This window comes from Dyella dinghuensis (assembly GCF_003977615.1).
Classification (GTDB): domain Bacteria; phylum Pseudomonadota; class Gammaproteobacteria; order Xanthomonadales; family Rhodanobacteraceae; genus Dyella_B; species Dyella_B dinghuensis.
The window spans coordinates 318,730-340,700 of record NZ_RYZR01000006.1 but is presented as its reverse complement, the minus strand read 5'-3'; the positions used below and the strand labels follow the sequence as shown (position 1 = coordinate 340,700).

Sequence of the window (21,971 nt, the reverse complement as noted above, 5' to 3'; positions counted from 1 at the left end):
GGGTTGGATTTCAGATAGCAGTCGGGTTAGACCGCGCGTTGCACTGTCGCGATCGTTGCGAAAGCGCGCTACGACTCAATACGTCAAGGGGAAGACCGATGTTAGGGATCAAGGACCGTATCCGTGGCTTTTCGGTGGGATTTGCTGTCGTGGCGTCCGTAGGGCTTATGGCCGGCATGCTCACCCGAGCGCAAACGTCGCCACAAGTGGTCGCGACAGGATCGCTATCCAACGGCACACTTGACGCGCTGCGACAACGAAGTGCCTACGGTGTTCAACTTCCGGATGGGCGTTGGCTGCAACTTGAAAACCAACAAGTTGTTCTAGTCGATTCCAGCAACAAAGGGGTCGTACGAAGCTTTCCCATGCCGGCCATCCGCATTGGCGCTAGCGCTGTGGTGTTGCCCGATGGCAAGGTGTTGATCTGGGGCGGTGCCGATACATTCGGTCAATTGCTGACAGATGGCGAATGGTTCGATCCGACGACCGGACAATTTACGGGTGCTACACCGAAAGGGTTGACACCGATCGCCGGTCAAACGATGACTGTGCTGACGGACGGCGATATTTTGGTGGCTGGTGGCATTCACGTTGGCAATAGCAGCACCGAATCGCTGGCTCTATGGCATCCGGCAAGTGGAAGTACCGCAACCGTTGCGACGGCGTTGCCTGCGCGCATTGCACAGGTGGCAACGCTATTGGCTGACGGTACGGTCGCCTTGACGGGTGGCACCGACATTAATGGCACCCCAGTCGATGGCACGCAATTGTTCGATCCCGCAGCCGATACGCTGACGCAAGTCACCACGGCGGCGTCCGATTCAGCACATTTGACGATCAACGAGTCGACACCTGGCGCAAATAGCAGCAACAACGCCGCATCCACGCCTGTAAGCCTGCGATTCAGCACGCCAGTCGATCCACGCAGTGTGTCGGCAGCCACCGTATCGCTGGTCGGTCCGGCCGGCCCGGTGGGCGCCACCGTTACCGGCGTACAAAACGGTCGCCTCGCATTTCTTATCCCGTCCAGCGAACTGTTGACTGGTTCGTCTTACACCATCGTGATCTCGGGTGTGCGGAGCACAACGGGCCAGATATTGCCGTTCACCTCGATTGGGTTTCGCACGGCATCGCTGACCGCAACCGGCACCGCATCCGCAACATCTGCAACTAGTAACGTGGCACCCCTTTCGAAAGGGGCAACGGCCAACGCGTCGCAAAGTACAGCGAACGCCATAGCAAGCGCCACCACAAACGTCAAGGCCACGCAGAATACGGTGATCTTCCGCAGCACCGGTATCGATACGCAGGGAAGGCCCTTGGCAGTGGTGTCGTGCAACAACGGCAAGACGGTTATTCACATGTGCCGCACCGTGAGTTACATCAAAGACGGCGCGTGGTACCCGGGTCAGGACAATGCTGGCACGCCGGGTAATGGTCACTGGCGACTCAATGTGCGCGATATCACCGGCGTTGAAGTCGCCCAACAGGTGCTTGCGCGCCACGCCATCGTCAAGCGCGGGGGCGTCATGGTTGCGCGTGCTGGCGCAACATCGGCAGTCACCGGTGTCGTGAAGCTCATCGATGGTCAAGCGGCGGCGCATGTGCAGGTCACGCTCGCCTCGGTCAGCACGTTCACCGATGGGCAAGGGCATTTCACACTCAGTGGCGTACCCACCGGTCGCCAGACCTTGTTCGTCGATGGCACGACGGCCAATCGCGCGGGTTACGAATTCGGCCAGTTCCAGGTTGGTGTCGATGTATTGCGCGGAGGGGTTACGGAACTGCCGTATCGCATGTATCTGCCGCGCATTCTCGATCGCGACAAGATCGAATTGTCCTCGCCCACGACGCAGGACATGGTGATTACGCATCCGGATATTCCCGGTCTGGAAGTTCATATTCCTGCCGGTACGGTGATTCGTGATCACAAGGGCAAGATCGTTACCGAATTGGCCATCGTGCCGACGCCTGTCGATCGCGCAACGTTTCCGGTACCGGAAAATTTCCCCGTGTTCTTCAACATCGAACCGGCTGGAGCGACAGTGCAGAACCTTGATCCGCACAAGCCGCAAGGGATCAAGCTTACCTATCCCAACTATGGTCATGTTGCGGCAGGTACGGGCGCAAACTTTATCGCTTACGATGTTACCGATGGCTGGAAAACGTACGGCAAGGGTGCCATTACCGCCGATGCGACGCAGCTTGCGCCGGAAGATGCAGTACATCTTGATGTCATCGCACCGGCCAGTTGGACCGTGGGCAACGGGCACCCGGGCGATCCGCAGGCAGCAAAACCCGATGGCCAGTGCTGCGGCGATCCGGTCGACTTGAATTCCGGCACGCTGGTGGAAACGCAAACCGATGCCGTCATCAACGACGTCATTCCGATCGCTCTGACGCGCAGCTGGCACGGTCTCAACTCGTTCGAGGTCACCAACTCGAGCTATTCGCAGGATACGCGTTCGTTTGGCGGCTGGCGTTCGAACTATGACATGTACATCTACGCGCCCACCGGCAGCTGGACCGATCCCAACATGGGCATCCGCATGTCGGATGGTTATGTCATTTCACCATTCTCGGCTGTTACACCACAGAGCGGCATGCAGCAGACCTGGCAATACTCCGGCACGTCGCCGATGTTTGCGGGTGCAATTCTGCAGGCACCGCTCGGTACGTCGCTCTGCAACAATCCGGACGGCTCGGAGTGTTATTACCTGCAAACACGCGACGGTACGCAGTATTGGTTCGACGATTACTCGGGCCTGTATCAGATCCGTGATCGCTTCGGCAACAGCGTGATGATCTATCGGAGCGGTGGCCTGGTGCAGCAGGTAACATCGCCGAATGGCCGCTTTCTGACCTTCCAGTACGACACCAACAACAACGTCAAGAGCGTTACCGACAACTCAGGACGCACCTGGACGTATACCTATCATAGCGACACCGTGCCATTAGGTGGTTGGACGCTTAATGCCTCCACGCCACCGTCGAGCAATCCGCCGGCCAATACGGCGATGTATTTTCTGGACAAGGTGACATATCCGGATACGACCTATACCAGCTTTACCTATAACGAAAATTTCTCGGCGCCGGCTACGGGCTCGGGTGGCAGCGGTCAGATCACCAGCACATCCTGTCCGTACTATCCCGTGCCCGGTACACTCCTGACGATGATTGATCGCAACGGCAACACTGCGATGAGCAACACCTACTGCAGTGCTTATGTCACGAAACAAACGCTGGCCGATGGCGCCGCTTACCAGTTCGGCTACCAGCTCGACAGCAACAATAATACGTTACAAACCAATGTAACCGATCCACTCGGAAACATTAGAGACGTCGCGTGGGACTCCAACTCCGGTTATCCCTCGTCGGACACTGCAGCTTATGGCACATCCATTGCGCAAACGACTACCTACACGCGTAATACATCCGGTCAAGTTCAGTCGATGACAGATGCGCTCGGGCGCACGACCGCCTTTCAGTACGATGCCGACGGAAACGTGAAGGAAGTGACTTATCTATCGGGAACATCGAGTGCTGTAACCGATTACTTCACTTGGACGTCTGATTACAGCCAGTTGGCGAGCTATACCGACGCATTAAACGCAACCACAAACTTCACGTATACCTCAGGCTGTCTCACCGCAATAACTGATCCGTTAGGGCATACCACTACGATCAGCTGCAACAGCGAGGGTCTGCCAGCTCAGGTCACCGATGCACTCGGTCATGTATCAACCTTGAACTACAATGGTACAGATCTTCGAACTGTCACCGATGCTCTCAACCGCACGGTAACATTCGCTGTCGATCCGTTGGGTCGTATGACATCGGTAACCGACCCGATCGGAAATATCAACGTAAAGCAGTACGACACGAATGATCGGATCACGCAGGTTACTGACGCGCAAAACCAGACGACTAAGATTGCGTACGACAACAATGGCAACCCGACAAATGTTACGTTGCCTAATACGGGTGTTATCAGGGCGACTTACGACAAACGCAACCGCCGCATTACGCGCTCTGACGCTTTGAATCAAAATGAGTCGTGGAAATATGACGGCATGGGCGATGTAACCAGCTATACCGACCGCAAAGGCCAAGTCACGGCCTATGCCGAGCCCGATGCGGTGGGACGCTTTACCAAAGCCACTTTCGCCGATGGAAGCACCGTTGCCGCCACAACCTATGACGCAGGCAACCGCCTGTTGCAAATTACGGATTCGATCAGTGGAACGACCACGCGGTCCTACGATGGGTTGGATCGCCTTACTGGTGAGATCACCTCTCAAGGCAGCGTCGTTTATCAGTACTACGCCAATGGACTGCGGCAAAGCATGACAGCCGGTAGTCAGGCACCAGTGAACTACTTCTATGACAGCGCCAACCGGTTGACGAGTCTGACACAAGGCACCGAAGCGGTAAGCTTCACTTACGATAACGCGAATCGTCGCGCTACCCTCACGCTTCCAAATGGCATCGTCGCGACGTACGGTTACGACGCAGGAAACCAGTTCACCGGAATTACCTACACTACGTCGGGGAACGGGGTAGTGGGTAATTTAGGTTATAGCTACGACAATGCGGGTCGTCGTGTGAGTGCAACCGGGTCCCTGGCCTCAAATCTGATGCCAGAGCCCACAACCGCGAATAGCACATTCGATCTCAACAACCGTCAGCTCACGTTCAATACGCATAATTTGACATACGACGCGGATGGAAACCTGACAGGGGACGGCATCAACACATACGTGTGGAATGCGCGTAACCAGCTCACCCAGATACAGCAGAGTGGTACCACCACTGCGAGTTTCAGCTACGACTCCATGGGGCGGCGTACCACCAAAACGATCGGTGGTGTGACAACCAGTCTTTTATACGATGGGCTGAATCCCGTGCAGGAGACACAAGCTGGCGTCGTCAATCCGATATTGACGGGACTTAGAATCGATGAGCGTTTTGCTCGCAACGAGGGCAGCACGCGCACCTATTTCTTGACAGATGCTTTAGGTAGCACTGTGGCTTTGACGAACACAAGTGCTTCGATTATTCAACAGTATCAATACGACCCCTACGGCAACGCGTCGGCAACCGCTTCCACGACAAATCCATACCTCTTCACTGGACGAGAATCCGATACTACGGGCTTGTACTACTACCGAGCGCGCTATTACAGCTCGACGATGGCGGGCTTCATTAGCGAAGACCCACTTAGATTTGGTGGCGGACAAACGAATTTCTATGCTTATGCGAATCGGGATCCAATATCAAATCGTGATCCAACGGGACAATTAGTTCCGGAGGCAATAGTCGGGGGTCTTGTGGGCGCCGCATGGGGGGCACTGGATGGATGGATGCACAACGAATCTGCTGCTCAAATTGAGCAGGACGCATTGCTCGGCGCCGCGACGGGCATTTTCGCTGGCCTTACCGACGGTGCAAGTTTGTTCGAAGGAAAACTCGTTGGGGAGGGTGCGCTTTCTGCTCTCAGGAAAGTCGGGGGTATGTTGACTCGGGGGGCAATTAACGCAGCTGGCGAAGCAGGGCGCCAATGTATAGTCACTCACAAGAGGGATTGGGGCGACGTGGGTCGGGCTGGAGCTGGTAGTGTCGCCGGAGACTTTGCGGAAGACTTTGCTTCCGCCATGAGTGGTCTAGGTGAAGCAGCGAATGACTTTGATAAAGCTGCCAGTTCCGCATTAGGTGGAATCTTTGGTGGAGGAGTCGCTACGGCAGGTGGTGGGCCGCCGAAAGAGGGTGGTAATGAATAATCCGATGACGTATTTCGGGTGCACAGTTCTTTTACAAGTGATGGCAATCGCGGGAGGGCTTTTCTTCCGAAGGCGCGTGCGCGCCACGCGATATCGCTTTCCGGCACTATTCGCGTTCGTAACCTCGTTGCTCCCCGTGTTGCTGACATTTATTAGTTACTTTGTATTGAGGGATGAAGAGTCCGTAAGCGCGCAGGATTTGCTTACCACCGTAGTCTGTTTGTCATTTGTCGCTTGCGCTGTTTATTACCTAACTTATCGGTTAGATGTGGTAGACGATTGTATTTACATACGCACAATAGTTGGGAAAAGGCGCTTGCCGCTTCAGTCGATAGCACGTGCATCAATACAAGTGAGAACCAATGCGGCGAGCTGGCTGGAACTCAAATTTTCTGATGGTAAGAAAGTTCAGATCAGTGGGTTAATGGAAGCTTTCAGTCTACTTTGCGTAACAGTAGCCACTAGCTTAGAGGCACAGGGAAGTGAGTTGCTGACCCTCGATGGAAGAGGAAAAGTTCTACCCTTTCCTTATTCAAGGTAGAGTCAATAAGAGCGTTGCGAAAGCCACGCTTCCTTTCGCACGATCACCAACAATCTCCATCTGCTTACAGATGTGGCCGGCATTCATGACAACGTTATGCTGTCAGGCTCGCCCACCCCCTCTGACGAATCCAGCACGCCTGACATGACCGACGTAGCGCGAGTTATTTAGGTTGCCGCCCGACCGATCTATCGGTCGCAACCAATTTAGAACGTTGATCACGGTTACGCTCGATCATCCGGTACGCACACAAAGGCGCGCCCCCAACGAAATCGTATTTAATATTGCTTTACCGCTGCAAATATCGTGCGCTGTAGGACCGCTCTGGTTTGTGTGGTGGCTTCCTTTGTCCGCGGTAAGCACTGGAAGTGCAGGCGAGATGTTGGGGGGGTGTTTATGCTTACCGCTGGCGGACCATGAGGTCGTTGAGCCAGGTTGGAGAGGATTTTCGCCCAGGAAATATTTTAAACACCCCTTTTGATATTTAACGCTATCGTTGTAATAAAAATTTTAGCTAATCATGTCGTTGGCCAGCAGACTTAGCGCTCAGACGAAGACATCCTTTAAATGAAGTGATGTGGTTATGAGGCGCGACAAGAATAAGTAACGTTGACAACGTAAGAAATTATCGAAAGCCGATATCGACCTACGCCCTCAGCAACTCGGGATGCTCGCGATGAATGTCGATAATCAATTCGCCGAATAACGTGTTCGCCCATGCAAACCAGCTGCGGGTGAAATGGGTGGGGTCGTCCTGGTCGAAGGATTCATGCATGAAGCCGGTGCCTGCGTCGGTATTGCGCAGCCATGTCAGGCATTGGTGAATCTGTTTGGGATCGCGGGTGGTCTGTGCGTACATCATGATCGACATCGGCCAGATCATGCGTGGACCTTCATGCGGGCCGCCGATGCCTTCGGCGGCGCGTCCTTGGTAGAAGTAAGGATTCAACGAGCTCCATACCAGTTCACGCGTGTGTTGATAGGTTGGGTCGTCGAGAGTGCAGCAGCCAAGGTAAGGTAACCCGAGCAGGCTGGGCACGTTCGCATCGTCCATGAAAAGCTTGTTGCCGAAGCCGTCGATCTCGTAAGCCCAATAGTCGCGACCTTGTGCATCGCGCATGCGTCCATCGCGCTGCACGGCTTGCTCCACTTCGTTTGCAAGCGCTTCGCATTCGGCCGCAAACGATGCATCGTGATGAATGCTGCGGCTCATCTGCGCCAATTGCCGCAAGCTAAGCACGGCAAACAGGTTGGCGGGAACGAATAGCGGATACACACAGGCATCGTCGGAGGGGCGGAACATCGAATGGATCATGCCATTCGGTTTCGTCGGATTGCCGTAGCCGGCCTGAAACTGCGTTTCCGTCGGATTATCCGACAGGCGCTGATAGTGATACGGGCCGTGATCGTGTTTGCGTTGCTGTTCGCGGAACGTCTTCAGGACCAGGTGCATGGCTTCGCGCCAGTCATCGTCGAAAGGCACGGTATCCGCGGTGGCCTGCCAGTAGCCGTGCGCAAGGCGAATGGGATAGCACAGCGAATCGATCTCCCATTTGCGTTCGCCGACACCGGGTTTCATGTCCGTGCTGTCCTGACGCGCCCAGATAAGCGGCGGCGCATGCGGATCGGCCATGAAGGCGTTCGCATAAGGATCGATGCGAATGCAGCGTGCCTGGCGTTGAATCAGGCCGCGAAAAAGACGCTGCAATCCGGCATCGCCTTTCGCCAGTGGAATATAGGGGACGACCTGCGCGGACGAATCGCGCAACCACATCGCGTCGATATCGCCCGTGATGACAAACGTGTCGGGCTTGCCGTTGAAGGTGCCGAGTTCAACGGTTGTGTCCAGGGTATTCGGATAGCAGTTCTCGAACATCCATGCGAGTTTCGGGTCGCCAATCGCTGCCTTGACGGTGGACAGCTGGCGCTCCACGGCGTCACTCACGAATTTACGCTTGGCGACGGGCGGTCTTTTGCTGACGTACGCCTGGGGCGCGGCTTTCAACGTGGTGGAAAGCACGCCGCTCATGACGCCGGTAGCGGCTGCAGAGCCCATCCATTTCAAGAATTCCCGGCGCGTGGACATCTGAACAAAACTCCTGGATTGCGCTGCTGATCAATGAGCGGTGACGGCCATGACATCGGCCAGATCCTGTACGTGCAACGCATGTTGCAAGGCGTCGAGGGAAAGCTTGCTGTGCACCGTCAAGGTGACGCTCTGACCGGGCAGCAGATCGAATGCATTGTCCGAAAGCGCAACATCCTCCTCGCCAAAGGACACCCATACGTCGCGGGCAAGCTTGCCGGCGGTCAGTGTAAGCGTGTAGCCGTCCGGTGCAGGTGCGAACGTGCTCTGTATATTGGGCGGGGGCAGTTGAAGATTCTTGGCTTCATCGAAGAACACCAGATTCTGCGAGATGACAGTGTCGCCGTCCATCAGATCGAACACGGCAAACGTCGTGTGTGGGTCGGCACCTTTCAGAAGCTCGGCGTCCGTATATGTGGCGACCTTGCTGCTCGATAGCGAGGGCAACGTCATGGCGGCTTCGTGTTGGTCGAGTACCCTGCCGGAGAAATCCATGACGCGAACACGCCAATGCTGGTTGACCGGTGTGGTGCGATCCGAAACGATGGATACCGTCGTTGCAGCGTTGTTGCGTAGCGCCGCAATCATCAACGGCGCGTAGAAACGACGCGCGTGAAACTGCAAGGCTTTCCAGCGGCCGAAATAATCGACGCTCGCCCACGACGCACCAGGCCATACATCGTTGAGCTGCCAGTACATCGAACCCATCGCTTGGGGACGCGAAGCACGCAAGTGTTCCGCCGCAAGCTGGATACCTTGAGCCTGCATCACCTGGCTCAGATACACAAATGAAGCGAAATCCTTCGGGTCGCCGTAGCTACGCGTGATGTAAAGCATCAGACGCTTGTTGCCATTGCCGCTGTCGAACTTCTGGTGTGCACGCATCACCGGCGACTCCGGTTGCATGTCACCCGATTCGGCGAATGCCCGGATGGTACGCAGTTCCGGAAACGACTGCAGCCCGTATTCGGACTGGAAGCGCGGCGTGACATTCAGGTATTCGGTGAGAGGTTTTGCCTCACCGGACCAGACGTTCCAGTAGTGATAGTCGCCATTGTCGAGCACATTGGCGGCACCGTCGTAATCCGTACTTGGCGAACTGGCCCAATAAGGCACCGCGTCGTCGTATTGCGTGACAACATTGCGCAGCACGTTGCTGAAGAGATTCACCATCCCGGTGACGAGGCTTTCGCGCTCGTCGGGGGAGATCGATGTCTTGAATTTCTCGCGATCGCCCCACGATTCCCAGCCGGTCTGCACTTCGTTGTTGCCACACCACAGAACGATGCTGGGGTGATCGCGCAGGCGCGTGACCTGTTCGATCGCCTCCTGCCGCACATTATCGAAGTAGGCATCGGTACGTGGAGGAATCGCCCCACCGAACATGAAGTCCTGCCAGACCATGATGCCCAGGTGATCGGCCATCTCGTAGAACTGATCGGGCAGGTAATAGCCACCGCCCCACACGCGCACCATGTTCATGTTCGCATCGCGCGCGGACTGCAGGACGCGCAGCATTTGTGCATCCGTGGTTCGCGTGGGAATGCTGTCGAATGGAATCATGTCCGCACCCTTCGCGAACACGGGAATGCCGTTGATCACGAATGCAAAGCTCTTGCCCCATGCATCTTTGTCGCGCCGTAACTCAATGCTGCGCAACCCCGTCGCGTGCTGCGCGTTGTAGATCTCGCCATCCGCATCCACGACGCGCACCTTGAACGTATACATGTCCTGCGCGCCATAACCTGCGGGATACCAGCGCTTGGGGTGCGAAATGTAGACGGGCAGGCTCACGTGATTGTCGCCGGCGTCGGCATTGAAGTCGGTTTCGACGTGTGCTGCCGTTTGTCCACTCGGGTCCAGAGCATCGATAACGACGTGAACTTGCTTGCTAGTATCGCTCTGAATCTCGACATCCGCGCTGACATGCGCCGCTTCGCCAGTGACGTACTTCTGGTCGACATGAAAATCGGTCACACGCATGGCGTTCCAGCTATCCAGATGCACGGGCTGCCAGATACCCTCGGTGACAATGCGCGGACCCCAGTCCCAGCCGTACTGATAGTTTGCCTTGCGAACGTAATTGGCCGTCTGCTTGCCTTTGGGTTCGTCGCCAAATGCCGAATCGAATTCTCCTGGCAACGCATAAGGCTGTTTGAGCAGCCAAGGCAGTAGACGCTTGATTGGCGAATAAAGCCGCACTTCGAGCGTGTTCTTGCCTTCGTGCAACGCTTGTTTCACGGGTAGCCGCCAGCGGCGGAACATGTTGTCTGTCGACGTCAGCTTGGTGCCGTTGAGGTAGACATCCGCAAACGTATCAAGTCCATCGAACACTAGGTCGATGTGATCGCGCTGGAGCGTTGCGCGATCGACCGTGAAAGTCGTCTCGTATTGCCAATCGGAAAGTCCGACCCACTGCACCTTCGCTTCGTTATCGCGATAGCCCGGATCGGGCAACAACTTCGCCGAAAGCAGGTCGGACTGCACCATGCCGGGTACCGTTGCCGTATGCCAATGCGCTGCGTCGCGATGCGCCTTCGCGTTGCCATCATTTTGCGCCAGACGAAAACGCCAGCCGCTATCGAGCGATTGCGACGTTGTCTGCGCGTCGGTGGCATGGGCAAGCGGCAAGGAGATAACCGCGCCGATGACGAGGATAACGAGGCGCTGTGTCGCGCCCGAACGGTTCAGGCTGATTCGTTCGATCATGTTGTTTGGTCGCACCGGACTTGCTGGGTCAATCTCGTACGTACCGCGATATTGGGACGATCGCGGCCGTATCCCCACTGCACAGGCATCGATCGCAGGCGACGGAATGCGTAAAAACCGCCTATTTAGATCGATCCATAAGGCGACAGTAGCAGTTGTAGCGGGATAGGCGCATGCCGCAGCGCAATAGGCTACGGACGGTCGCGCTCATGGGGGACCTGCTTGAGCGAGCAGGTCTCAGCCCCCGGGCCGTTCGTGGCCCCAAGGGTCGTCCTAAGCGGGCTCTCAATACGCCTGGAATTTGCGCCAGCGAGCTTGTCCGATGGCGGGATCGCTCACGCTGGGTTGTCCGGTTTCCACATGACCAGCCAACCGCTGCTCGAAACCTGTTTCTGCATTGCTGCGTACGACCAAGTCGTACCAACCGTAGCTATCGCTCAGATGCCACAGTTTTTCAACGTGCTGTCCGGCGGAAAGCATGTACGAGATGGACTCGCCGTTGTAGAGATTCTCGACCGAGATGTTGCAGATGGCGTGGCCTTCGTTCGCCAGCACCAGCATGATGCCGCCGCTATCGATGTCGTAGCGGCTGGTGATATTCAACGACGTTTGCGCAGACACGACACTACCCTTGAAATGCCGCATGAAGCCGTTGGGACCGTACACGCTGAAGTCGTACGCGCCTTGCGTCGGCCATGAAGCAGAAAGCGATTTGCCAGCTTCGACCGTGTAGTACCACGGGCCATTTGTCGCGGTCGCGGAGCGGACATGAAAGCACGCACCCTTATGCCCCGCGTTGTAAAAGTCGATCAGCACATTGCCGTTCTCGGCCGAGCGGCCGATTGCGTGCAAGGTATAAGGCACGGCACGCGCGGGCCTTAAGCCGGCCTCTTGTTGCGGCAGACTTTGTGTGGCGGGAGGCGTGGGAACGTAATCGGGATGACGTTGATCATCCGGCGGAACATACGCGCTGGTGCTCGGCAACGACGGTTGCGCACCGTCCGGCTTCGAGAAGTCAAATGCGGATGTGAGATCGCCCGCAACGGCATGACGCCACGCGGTGATATTGGATTCCTGCAGATTCGGATAGCTCGACGAGAACCTGCGCTCGATAAAACGAATCAGCGACGTGTGATCGAACACCTCCGAGCAAACCCAGCCGCCCTTGCTCCACGGCGACACTACGATCATCGGCACGCGCGGACCCATACCGTACGGGCCGCTCTGATATTCCGAGCTGCCCGGAAAGATTTCATTCTCGATCGATACCGTCGACTGGCCTTGCGCGCTCGATGGCGGAACGCACGGCGGCACCATGTGATCGAAGAAGCCGTCGTTCTCATCGAAGGTGATGAACAGCGCCGTCTTGCTGAAGACTTCAGGATTGCTGGTCAACGCATCCAGTACCTGCGAGACATACCAGGCGCCGTAATTGGCGGGCCAATTGGGATGTTCCGTGAACGCTTCCGGTGAGACGATCCACGACACCTGCGGAAGCGTATTGCCTTGCACGTCGCTGCGCAGCATGTCGAATAACGTGCCGCTTGCCGAAATATTCGTGCCGGTACGTGCTCCTTGATACAACGGACTGCCGGGCAGCGCATTGCGATATTGATAGAAGTACAGCAACGAGTTGTCGCCGTAATTACCGATGTAGGCGTCGTCCGTCCAGCCCCAGTAACCGGAGGCATTGAGGCCGGTGCCGATATCCTGATAAATCTTCCACGACACGCCCGCACTCTGCAGCACTTCCGGATACGTGGACCATGAATAGCCTGCTTCCGCGTTGTCGATCACCGGACCACCGCCGGCACCGTCATTGCCCACCCAACCCGTCCACATGTAATAGCGATTGGGATCCGTCGGTCCCAGCACCGAGCAGTGATACGCATCGCAGATCGTGAACGCATCGGCCAGCGCGTAATGGAACGGAATGTCCTCGCGCGTGAGATAGGCCATTGTGGTGGCGCCTTTGTTCGGCACCCACTGATCGTAATTGCCCTGATTCCAGGCGCCGTGCGTACTGGTCCAGTCGTGTGCCAGATCTTCCAGGAACTGCAGGCCCATATCGGGCGCCGTCGGATGGAACGGCAGCACGTATGCATTCGAACCATCCGGCTGATACCACACCGAATTACCCGTCGAGAGATTCACCGGGCGCGGATCGCCGAATCCGCGGACACCGCGCAGCGATCCGAAGTAGTGATCGAAGGAGCGGTTCTCCTGCATAAGGATCACGATATGTTCGACATCTTCGATGGTACCCGTGCGCCGGTTGGCGGGAATTTCCAGGGCACGCGTGATGCTCGCAGGCAGCATGCTCGCAGCGGCGGTGCTACCAAGAAGCTGCAGAAATCTCCGGCGATCCATCGATGTCATGACGATCCCTATACACGGTGAAAGTGACTGACGAATCTAGATTCGTCACGTTTCAAGCGTGAGTCATTTGGACGTCCGTTTGGTGTTGTGCGCGGCGCATCACAATTAAACAAATGAAATTTTTGTCAACGAACTTCGTGCGCTGCCCGGTGTATCACCAATGACACATGGATGCGTTGCATGCCCGTGCGTAACCGTATCGAAAGAAAAGGGACTTGTGCCATTGCACAAGTCCCTTGTTTCAACCACGCAAAGCGATTGCTTTAGTGCACGACGTTACCGCGACCATCGCGCATCTCATTGCCATGGAATCCGCCTTGCGGATGCGGCGCGGGGTGATCGCCGTGATTCGGGAACGGGCCGTGGTAACCGGCGCGTGCGTCGAAACGATTATCGACGTGACCCTGGAAGTGTGCGGGGCCGTGATACCAGGGTCCGGCACCCACGAACACGCCGCCTACGAACCATTCCGGTCCGTAATAGCCGTATGGCGCGCACGAGTAAGGTGCATAGTCATAGTAACCATACGGGCATGCGGGCGCCGCTCCAATGTTTACGCCAATGGCAACCTGCGCATCGGCGCGTGGCGACATTGCGGCAAACGACAAAGCAGCTGCAGCGGTCAATGCAAGACTCGTCACAATCTTCATACGTAGTCCCTCATGGTCGGGAACATCATCCTCAGGCCGCGAACCTGAAATGAGCGTGACGGGGCGTGTGGCGGTTCATGTGTGGTTAGGGACAGGAAACGCGGCATTAGCAAACGACGCGGCGTATCGCCATACATCTTCTGCTAATAAAAGATGGCAACTGCATGCAACGAAAGAACTTTTCGTTGTATGAGGATACCCTCATGTATCTATAATGGGCGTCTAACCGATCCAACCCCTGGAGGCTCGTTTCATGTCCCGCGTCGATATCACCATTAAAACCCGCGATGGAAGCTGTCCCGCTTCGCTATTTACGCCGAACGGCAAGACCGGTTCGTGGCCAGGCGTCATCTTTTTCATGGATGGCCTGGGCATTCGTCCCACGCTGGATGAGATGGCACAGAAGCTGGCCGATCATGGTTATGCCGTCCTGTTACCGGACCTCTATTACCGCTCCGGTAAGTATGAGCCGATGGTTCCGGCGGAAGTTTTCGCCGATCCAGCCAAGAAAGACACGTTGATGAAGTTCATCGGCAGTCTCGATCGTGACAAGAAGATTTCCGATACAGAAGCGTTCGTCCAATTCATGGGCTCGCGCGACGAGGTGAAGGGAAGCCAACTCGGTTGCACGGGTTATTGCATGGGCGGCAATGTCGCGTTGATGGCGGCTGGTGCGTATCCCGAGCGCTTCGCTGCCATCGCGTCCTTTCACGGTGGCGGTTTGGCTTCAGACCAACCGGATAGCCCGCATCGCTTCATGAAAGGCGTGAAGGGACGCGTGTACGTCGCCGGCGCCATTGAGGATGCCCACTTCACGGATGAGCAGAAAGCGCTGCTCGACAAGACGCTCACCGAGGATGGCGTGCGCCACGAAGTTGTCACCTACGCCGGTGCGCATCACGGCTTTGCCGTGCCGGACCATCCCGCCTTCAATGCAGGTGCGGCCGAGCATCACTGGCACGCTCTGACGAAACTTCTTGATGAGACGTTGACGCGCGCCGCCTAAGCAGCGAGCCGCTTTCGGGCGGACACCACAGGCGGAGACCAGCGATGGCCTCCGCCGCGGTAACACAACCGCCAACAAGTGCGGCAGACTGTACAGATGCCGCACTTCAGCGTTCTACAACTCGCGTTGCTGGCTGTCGTCGGTGTCGTCGTCGGCGCGTTGAACGCCATCGCGGGTGCGGGGTCGCTGATTACCTTTCCGGTGCTGATTGCATTCGGCTTGAATCCCTTCGTTGCCAACGTCAGCAATTGCATCGGCGTCACCGCTGGCAACATCTCCGCGACAATCGCCTTTCGCCGCGAGTTGGAAGGTCAATGGCCCAAGATTCGCCGCATGTTGCTGCCCGCGGCAGCAGGCTCGGTCGTCGGAGCCGTCATTCTTCTCGCGCTGCCAAGTAGCGTATTCAACTTTATTGCACCGTTGCTAGTCGCCATCGGCTCCGTTCTCACGCTGCTGCAGCCATGGCTGGTCAAGCGGATCACCGCCAAGCGCGCGCAGTCGTCCCAACGCGGACAAGGTTTCGCGTTTCAAGTCTTCATCTTTCTGATTGCGCTTTACGGCGGTTACTTCGGCAGCGGCATTGGTTTGCTGTTCTTCGCCGTACTCAGCCTGTGGTTTATCGATAGCTCGACGCATCAGCTTGATGGCGTCAAATCCGTTTTGCAGGCTTTGTCGAACGGTTGTGCGGGACTGCTGTTCTGTTTCATCGCGCCTGTCTCATGGCCGGCGACAATTGTGTTGCTGATAAGCGGACTGATAGGCGGCCCCATCGGCGTCGTACTGGCGCGCCGCATTCCTGCCAAGCCGCTACGCATGGGCATCGGCATTTGCGGTTTGATCGCCGCAGTGTTGATTGCCGTTCGTACCTTTTGAAGCGCGTCGCACGATCAGCGAGATGGCGCGAGCGGCAAACCGTTCATCTACCGTGAGTAAACTTCCGGGACGATCTGCACCGATGCCTCAGACCACGCCCTGCACGCGGCGCGGTCGTAACGATCACGCAGACATCACATTGGCTTCACGACATGCGTACGGAGGTTTGATCATGTCCAAGCGACACGGTTACAAGACACTTGCCGCGGCACTGCTTTTCGCAGCAAGTGGTTTCGCACTGGCCTATGCCGATACCTCTACCAGCAACGGCAAACTCAGCGATAGCGATAGCACCTTTCTGCAGCAGGCTGCTCAGAATGGCGTCGCAGTCACGCAACTCGGCCAGATGGCGTTGAACAAGTCGTCCGATCCGAAGGTTAAACAACTCGCGCAGCAGCTTGTCGACGACCAGAACAAGACAAACGATCAGCTGAAATCGCTCGCACAGGCAAAGCAGGTAACGCTTCCCACCGATGCCACGTCGGACGCGCAAAAACAAAACAAGAAGCTGCAGGGGGAATCCGGCAGCGCGTTTGATGAAGCATGGTCGAAAGCCGTCGTGAGCGATCACCAGAAAGCCGTGAAGACATTCACGCAGGAAGGAAAGGACGCGAAGGATGCGGACGTGAAGAAATTCGCGCAGGGCGCATTGCCCGGCATGAACGAGCATCTGAAGTCTGCGCAAGCCATCGCCGCCATACCGGCAGCGCGCGACGACGCCATGTCCACGGCGATGAAGGCATCGACTTCCAGTCCCATGGAGGCCATGCCCGCAGCCATGCCTACTGCATCAGGCGCAAACGACACACCAGCCGAAGCGGGTGCTGCAGCGGACATCAAGCATTGATGCTTAGCGCAGCGGAGGAATGCAATGCACGCACTCCTCCGCTGCCAATGCAACGCGCGACTATGGTGCGCGCGGCAGTTGCCGCAGCATGGCGCGGCGTTGCCAGACGTAGATCGGTAGTCCCGCAAGCAGCAAGACGGCGCCCCACATCAACGGTTGCGCGCCTGTCCCGATCAACGCCCATACGCTGAAAATCAGCGCGCCAACGGCCACCGCACGACGCCACCAGCGCGCCTTCGTATCGATGCGCCACCACGCGAGCACCGTAATCAGATACGGAAGCAAGGTCGTGGCTGTCGATAACAGGATGGAAAACGTAAACAACGCCACGAGCGAACGCGTGTAGTTGGCAGCAATCAGCGTGCTGGCAAGCACGCTGCTGACGAGCAAGCCGATCCATGGCGTCCCGCGCGAATCCAGGCGCGCAAACACCTTGGGAAACAAGCCATCTTGTGCCGCTGCCAGACTGGTCTGCGCCTGCAGCAGCACCCAACCGTTCAACGCGCCGAAGCACGAGATCGTGGCGACCACGCCGATGGCTGTGCCTGCTGCGTCACCCCACACATGTCGTGCTGCTTTCGCCATCGGCGCCGCAGAAGCTTGCAGGACATCCGCCGGAAGCATGCCGATAACCACGGTGCAGGCGAGCATGGTGGCAACGCCCGCAATGATCATGCCGATCACTGTCGCGCGTGGCACGGTCCGTTGCGGGTTCTCCACCACATCCGTCGGCACCGTTGCCGTTTCCAATCCGAGGAAGGCCCACAACGTCAGTGCTGCTACCGAAGTCGTGGCGCTGATGATCGGTGCGTGTGTCGGATTGAAAGGTTCATAAGCACTCACGTGCACCCATGCCAGACCGAGAATGCCGAACACGACGAGCGGCACCAGCTTGAGTAACGTTGTGACGATGGCGGTGCGACCGGCCTCGCGCACGCCCGACAGGCTGATCGCCGAGCATATCCACAATGCGCCCAATGCACAGAGCGCACCACGCAACGGCGTCGCTGTCGCGGCAGGCCACACAGCACCAAGGCTACCGGCGAAAGCCACCGCAATCGCCGCGTTCGCGGACCACACGCAAACCCAATAACTCCACCCGACGAGAAAACCCACGCCGTCGCCGAACGCGTGGCGTGCATAAGCATAAGCGCCGCCATGATTGCGAATGATCTGCGCCAGCCACGCGTAAATCAGCGCGAGCATCAACGCGCCTCCAAGGCTCAATCCCCAACCCAGCAAGCTGGCCGCGCCGTAAGGCGCCAGCGCGGCGGGCAACACAAACACGCCCGACCCGATGATGTTGCCGATGACCAGCGCAATCAGCATCCATTGCCCGAGCCCCCGTTGGTTGCCGCTCATACGTCGGCCAGCGATTCACGATAGGCGCGACGAACGATCTCATGGAAGTGATGCACCGCATTCTCGCGCAACGGATTCAAACGGCCGGCCTCATACGAACCGGAAGCGAGACCACGCTGCACGTCCTCGCATATCGTCACGTCTTCATCCTGCACTTCATCGCTGAATTCGTAATCTTTCGCGCGGCGTGCGTGGGCCTCGTCGCTATCGTCGGGTGCATAGTAAAAATCGAATTCCACGCGGCAACGATCGACACCCAAAGGCAGCACGCGATTGGTTTGCAGGCGGCCGGGAAGAATATTGAGCATCGCATTCGGATACAGGAAGTAGTACAGCGCCTCGCCGCTGCCGTACAGATCCGCGCCGCTTTCCAACGGGCTGTACTGATAGGAATACCACTCCGCGGTTTCCGTGATGTAGCTGCGATAGTCGAGCAGACTGTTCAAACCAGGATGAATATGGGGGACGTGATAGCCTTCCAGATAGTTATCGACGTAAACCTTCCAGTTGCACGCGACCTCGTAGCTGGCACGATGATGAAACTGATAATCGTGCAACGAGCGATGCGGACCCAAGCGCGCGTCGATGCCCGCCACAAAATGTTCGAACGCGAGTGCATCGCCGATGGCGACGAACACCAGACCCTGCCAAACGTGTACACGCACTTCCGGCAACCGGATGTCGGAGGGATTGAAATCAGGCGTGCGGCCCATTTCCGGCGCGCCGCGCAGCACGCCATCCAATCCGTAGGTCCAGCCGTGATAGCGGCAACGCAACGACGTCGCGCCACGTCCGTCGCAACTGGCAATCGGCCCCGCGCGATGCCTGCATACGTTGTGGAATGCGCGAATGGTCGACGCATCGCTTCGCACAACCAGCAATGGCAAGCCCGCAATCTCCGTAACGACGTGATCGCCCACGCCGGAAAGCTGCGATTGATGACAAACCAGCTGCCAGCTGCGCGAAAAAATGACCTTGGCGTCCAACGCAGGCATACGTGCATCAGTGTAAAACCGTGCGGGCAACGTCAATGCGTAGTCGAGCTCTTGCGGCGCCAGCGCAGCGGTGGAAAGTAATTCAGTCATATCGTCGATCAACCCAGGCAATAAGCTGGAGTATTCATCGAACGATGGTGGCTGAACAGGGGGTGGTTTTATTCAAGCATTCCACGGCTTGTGCACCGCAGCCATTGCAGTGCGTCATATCGATTCGGATGCATTGAAAACGGCTTCTTTGACGCCATTCACAACGCAAGGACGTGCGTACTCAGGTATTTCGACGCAGGAACGACACCACGCGAGGTAACCACGATCAACATGAGCAGCAGAGAACGCCGGATTCCCGGACCCGATCATCCGATCACGATCGAGCGCAATGCAAAGCGAATCGTCATTCGTGCCGGAGGTGTCGTCATCGCCGATAGCAGCAACGCACTGACCTTGCGCGAGGCGAACTATCCGCCGGTGCAATACATTCCACGCAGTGACGTGCAGATGTCGCAGCTGGAGCGTACCGATCACGCCACTTACTGTCCGTATAAGGGCGAGTGTTCGTATTACAGCATTCCTGCGGCAGGCGAACGCGGGGTCAACGCGGTGTGGACGTACGAGCAGCCCTATGACGCCGTCGCCGAGATCGCGGGACACCTCGCGTTTTATCCAAACCGTGTCGATTCGATATCCGAGTCTTGAGATTCAAACGCGACGCCTAAGAATCTGTTCAAAACCCTTCCAGAATAGCCTCGAATCTCAACTGCGCAGTGATTTGCTCCCTCCCCTGCAAGCAGGGGAGGGCCGGGGTGGGGTAGCTTGAGCTTGCCGCAGGCGTGACGACTTCACCCCACCCCAACCCTCCCCTACTTCACGTAGGGGAGGGAGCGGGTATCGAGTCGCTGAGATTCGAGGTTACTCACCCAATATTTTGATCGAGCTCCGCCGACAGCTTTGCGTCAATCCACTTGCACGGAGTGCTCATCACGATTGCGAGCGTTGACGGGCAACTTTCTGCCAATGGCAACAAGCGACGACGTTTTCCCAAGCACGTAATAGGGGACGCCACGTTCATTCAACGCGGGCATGTCCTCGACAGGGACCAGCGCTACGGCGTCGTCGCTGTTTTTCCAGAGTTTCTCAAATTGCGCGGTGTCAGCGACATAACCCGACGGATTTGACGACAAAGCCGGCGATATGTCGTCGTCGGCGTGGGCGACCACGATAACGAAGTGATTCAGATAGAACGGTAGGCCGCGCAGGTTACGCTGGTAAGTGAAAATTTTCGTGTTCGCGTCGACGGAAGGTCGCAGCAAATCGGCTGCCTGTTTGGCCGAATTGTAGTCGGCGTCGGCCGTATACGACTGCAGCGCCCATTGCCAGCCGGCGAGACTTGCCAGTGCAATGACCCAAACAATCAAGTGACGGCGCCCCGTATGCGCCAATGCGACGCTCGCAACAGTGGCGATAAGAATAGGCAGCAATGCCGCGGCCAGTGTATGCAAGCCATGGCTGATGAGTTCGCTCTTCGCGCTCGGGTTTATAAATGGTGCGGCGAATTGCGCGAAGGCATAGAGGCACAGCAGCAAGGTCGCCAGCAGCCACATTCGGACAATAAGCTCGCGCGTCGTCATGCGGACGAAAAAGATCGCGATCAGCAACGCCAGCGCGGGGAACAACGGAAGAATGTAAAACGGAAGTTTCGAGTGTGAAATCGTGAAGAACGTAAAAACAACGCCGATCCACGACAGAAGAAATACTTGAGCAGGTTCGCGGTTGATGATTGATGCGAAAGCTGTTCTTTTTAACGGTGTGAAAAAGCACCAGGGAATCAGGCCGATCAGGACGACGGGAAGGTAAAACCAGATCGGCTTGTTGCGGTTGTCCTCGTTGGTGAGAAATCGCGTGACATGCTGCCTGACAAAAAAGTAATCGAAGAATTCAGGATGCTGGCGGCACATCCACACAAACCACGGCGCAGAAACGAGCAACAGAACGACGGCGCCCGTCAGGGGCGATACGCGACGAAGGATGGCGAAATCGCGTTGCCAGCATGCATAAACGACGATCGCGGCACCGGGCAATACAACGCCAATCAACCCCTTCGACAACACGGCGAGCCCGAGCGCCACCCACATGCCCAAGGTCAAAGCGAAGCGATAGCGAATGGCAGACGCATCGAACTGCGCGACGAGAAACAAGGCGATGGCTACGGTCAGGAAAGCCGCAACGCCTATATCGAGCGTGTTGATGTGAGATCCCAGCGTAAAAAGAAGGGAACTTCCCAGAATGAGCGCGGCGCTCGTTCCGACTTCACGATTGAACAGGCGAGAGCCGGCCCAGTGAACGGCGGCCATGCTCATCAGGCCGGTCAATGCACACCAAAGGCGCGCGCCTAGCGGGGTCGCACCAAAAAACGAATACGCTAGGGCAGTTGCCCAGTAATGCAGCGGCGGTTTGTCGAAGAAATTGAAACCGTCCAGGCGTGGTGTCAGCCAGTCGCCGCTAACCCACATTTCCCGAGCCACTTCGGCATAGCGGCCTTCGTCCGGCTCACTGAGTGAGCGAGAGGAAAGGGCAAAAAACCACGCGACGATCCACAACGCATAACCGGCTACGGAACCAATGCGTCTCTCGACGCTGGCGATGGAAAACCAGCCCCACCAACCGCGAATCTTCTCTACATTCATTTTGCACGCGTGGATTAAATATCGCGTCGTACGCTAGAGAAACATCCATGACGAAATTC

General features: G+C 57.0%; 12 protein-coding genes. 5 read left to right on the top strand and 7 right to left on the bottom strand.

Features of this window, described 5'->3' with window-relative positions; genetic code table 11:
• The first annotated feature begins 365 nt into the window (after positions 1 to 365).
• Positions 366 to 5,780: an RHS repeat-associated core domain-containing protein gene (locus EKH79_RS12545; RefSeq protein WP_158621246.1), complete on the top strand. Its 5,415-nt coding sequence runs from the start codon at positions 366 to 368 to the stop codon at positions 5,778 to 5,780.
• 1,187 nt (positions 5,781 to 6,967) lie between these two features.
• Here the strand turns inward: EKH79_RS12545 and EKH79_RS12540 are convergent.
• From EKH79_RS12540 to EKH79_RS12525, 4 genes are all read right to left on the bottom strand, one after another.
• Positions 6,968 to 8,407, bottom strand: a complete 1,440-nt coding sequence (locus EKH79_RS12540; protein WP_126674162.1) for a glycoside hydrolase family 125 protein — start codon at positions 8,405 to 8,407, stop codon at positions 6,968 to 6,970.
• A gap of 30 nt (positions 8,408 to 8,437) precedes the next feature.
• Entirely contained in the window at positions 8,438 to 11,116 is a 2,679-nt protein-coding gene (locus tag EKH79_RS12535) for a beta-mannosidase (protein ID WP_126674161.1), read from the bottom strand.
• Between the two features lie 285 nt (positions 11,117 to 11,401).
• Positions 11,402 to 13,495 (bottom strand): phosphocholine-specific phospholipase C, encoded by a 2,094-nt coding sequence (locus EKH79_RS12530; RefSeq protein WP_126674160.1) that lies wholly within the window; start codon positions 13,493 to 13,495, stop codon positions 11,402 to 11,404.
• A gap of 263 nt (positions 13,496 to 13,758) precedes the next feature.
• The gene (locus tag EKH79_RS12525) at positions 13,759 to 14,145 is read right to left on the bottom strand and encodes a hypothetical protein (RefSeq protein ID WP_126674159.1); all 387 of its coding nucleotides are present in this window, start codon (positions 14,143 to 14,145) and stop codon (positions 13,759 to 13,761) included.
• Positions 14,146 to 14,398: 253 nt separating this feature from the next.
• Between EKH79_RS12525 and EKH79_RS12520 the strand changes: the two genes are divergently transcribed.
• The 3 genes from EKH79_RS12520 (at position 14,399) to EKH79_RS12510 (ending at position 16,871) form a co-directional block, all read left to right on the top strand.
• Positions 14,399 to 15,151, top strand: coding sequence for a dienelactone hydrolase family protein (locus tag EKH79_RS12520; RefSeq protein WP_126674158.1), 753 nt, complete (start codon positions 14,399 to 14,401; stop codon positions 15,149 to 15,151).
• A 96-nt stretch (positions 15,152 to 15,247) separates the two neighbouring features.
• Positions 15,248 to 16,024, top strand: a complete 777-nt coding sequence (locus EKH79_RS12515) for a sulfite exporter TauE/SafE family protein (protein WP_126674157.1) — start codon at positions 15,248 to 15,250, stop codon at positions 16,022 to 16,024.
• Between the two features lie 172 nt (positions 16,025 to 16,196).
• Complete coding sequence (locus tag EKH79_RS12510; protein ID WP_158621245.1) at positions 16,197 to 16,871, top strand: DUF4142 domain-containing protein; 675 nt, start codon at positions 16,197 to 16,199, stop codon at positions 16,869 to 16,871.
• 60 nt (positions 16,872 to 16,931) lie between these two features.
• Here the strand turns inward: EKH79_RS12510 and EKH79_RS12505 are convergent, their stop codons facing one another.
• Positions 16,932 to 18,233: an amino acid permease gene (locus EKH79_RS12505; protein ID WP_126674155.1), complete on the bottom strand. Its 1,302-nt coding sequence runs from the start codon at positions 18,231 to 18,233 to the stop codon at positions 16,932 to 16,934.
• On the bottom strand, positions 18,230 to 19,318 hold the full coding sequence (locus EKH79_RS12500; protein WP_126674154.1) for an aromatic ring-hydroxylating oxygenase subunit alpha: 1,089 nt from the start codon (positions 19,316 to 19,318) through the stop codon (positions 18,230 to 18,232). The genes EKH79_RS12505 and EKH79_RS12500 overlap by 4 nt, the downstream gene beginning before the upstream one ends.
• A gap of 231 nt (positions 19,319 to 19,549) precedes the next feature.
• On the opposite strand from EKH79_RS12500, the gene EKH79_RS12495 reads away from it, so the two are divergent.
• Positions 19,550 to 19,924: a DUF427 domain-containing protein gene (locus EKH79_RS12495; RefSeq protein ID WP_126674153.1), complete on the top strand. Its 375-nt coding sequence runs from the start codon at positions 19,550 to 19,552 to the stop codon at positions 19,922 to 19,924.
• A gap of 257 nt (positions 19,925 to 20,181) precedes the next feature.
• On the opposite strand, the gene EKH79_RS12490 is transcribed toward EKH79_RS12495, so the two are convergent.
• Positions 20,182 to 21,912, bottom strand: coding sequence for a glycosyltransferase family 39 protein (locus EKH79_RS12490; protein ID WP_126674152.1), 1,731 nt, complete (start codon positions 21,910 to 21,912; stop codon positions 20,182 to 20,184).
• Positions 21,913 to 21,971 lie beyond the last annotated feature (59 nt).

Bases quoted from the DNA above. Each gene is read 5' to 3' on its own strand.
- EKH79_RS12545 (WP_158621246.1), top strand. From the start codon at position 366: ATGCCGGCCATCCGCATTGGCGCTAGCGCTGTGGTGTTGCCCGATGGC.
- EKH79_RS12540 (WP_126674162.1), bottom strand. From the start codon at position 8,407: ATGTCCACGCGCCGGGAATTCTTGAAATGGATGGGCTCTGCAGCCGCT.
- EKH79_RS12535 (WP_126674161.1), bottom strand. From the start codon at position 11,116: ATGATCGAACGAATCAGCCTGAACCGTTCGGGCGCGACACAGCGCCTC.
- EKH79_RS12530 (WP_126674160.1), bottom strand. From the start codon at position 13,495: ATGACATCGATGGATCGCCGGAGATTTCTGCAGCTTCTTGGTAGCACC.
- EKH79_RS12525 (WP_126674159.1), bottom strand. From the start codon at position 14,145: ATGAAGATTGTGACGAGTCTTGCATTGACCGCTGCAGCTGCTTTGTCG.
- EKH79_RS12520 (WP_126674158.1), top strand. From the start codon at position 14,399: ATGTCCCGCGTCGATATCACCATTAAAACCCGCGATGGAAGCTGTCCC.
- EKH79_RS12515 (WP_126674157.1), top strand. From the start codon at position 15,248: ATGCCGCACTTCAGCGTTCTACAACTCGCGTTGCTGGCTGTCGTCGGT.
- EKH79_RS12510 (WP_158621245.1), top strand. From the start codon at position 16,197: ATGTCCAAGCGACACGGTTACAAGACACTTGCCGCGGCACTGCTTTTC.
- EKH79_RS12505 (WP_126674155.1), bottom strand. From the start codon at position 18,233: ATGAGCGGCAACCAACGGGGGCTCGGGCAATGGATGCTGATTGCGCTG.
- EKH79_RS12500 (WP_126674154.1), bottom strand. From the start codon at position 19,318: ATGACTGAATTACTTTCCACCGCTGCGCTGGCGCCGCAAGAGCTCGAC.
- EKH79_RS12495 (WP_126674153.1), top strand. From the start codon at position 19,550: ATGAGCAGCAGAGAACGCCGGATTCCCGGACCCGATCATCCGATCACG.
- EKH79_RS12490 (WP_126674152.1), bottom strand. From the start codon at position 21,912: ATGAATGTAGAGAAGATTCGCGGTTGGTGGGGCTGGTTTTCCATCGCC.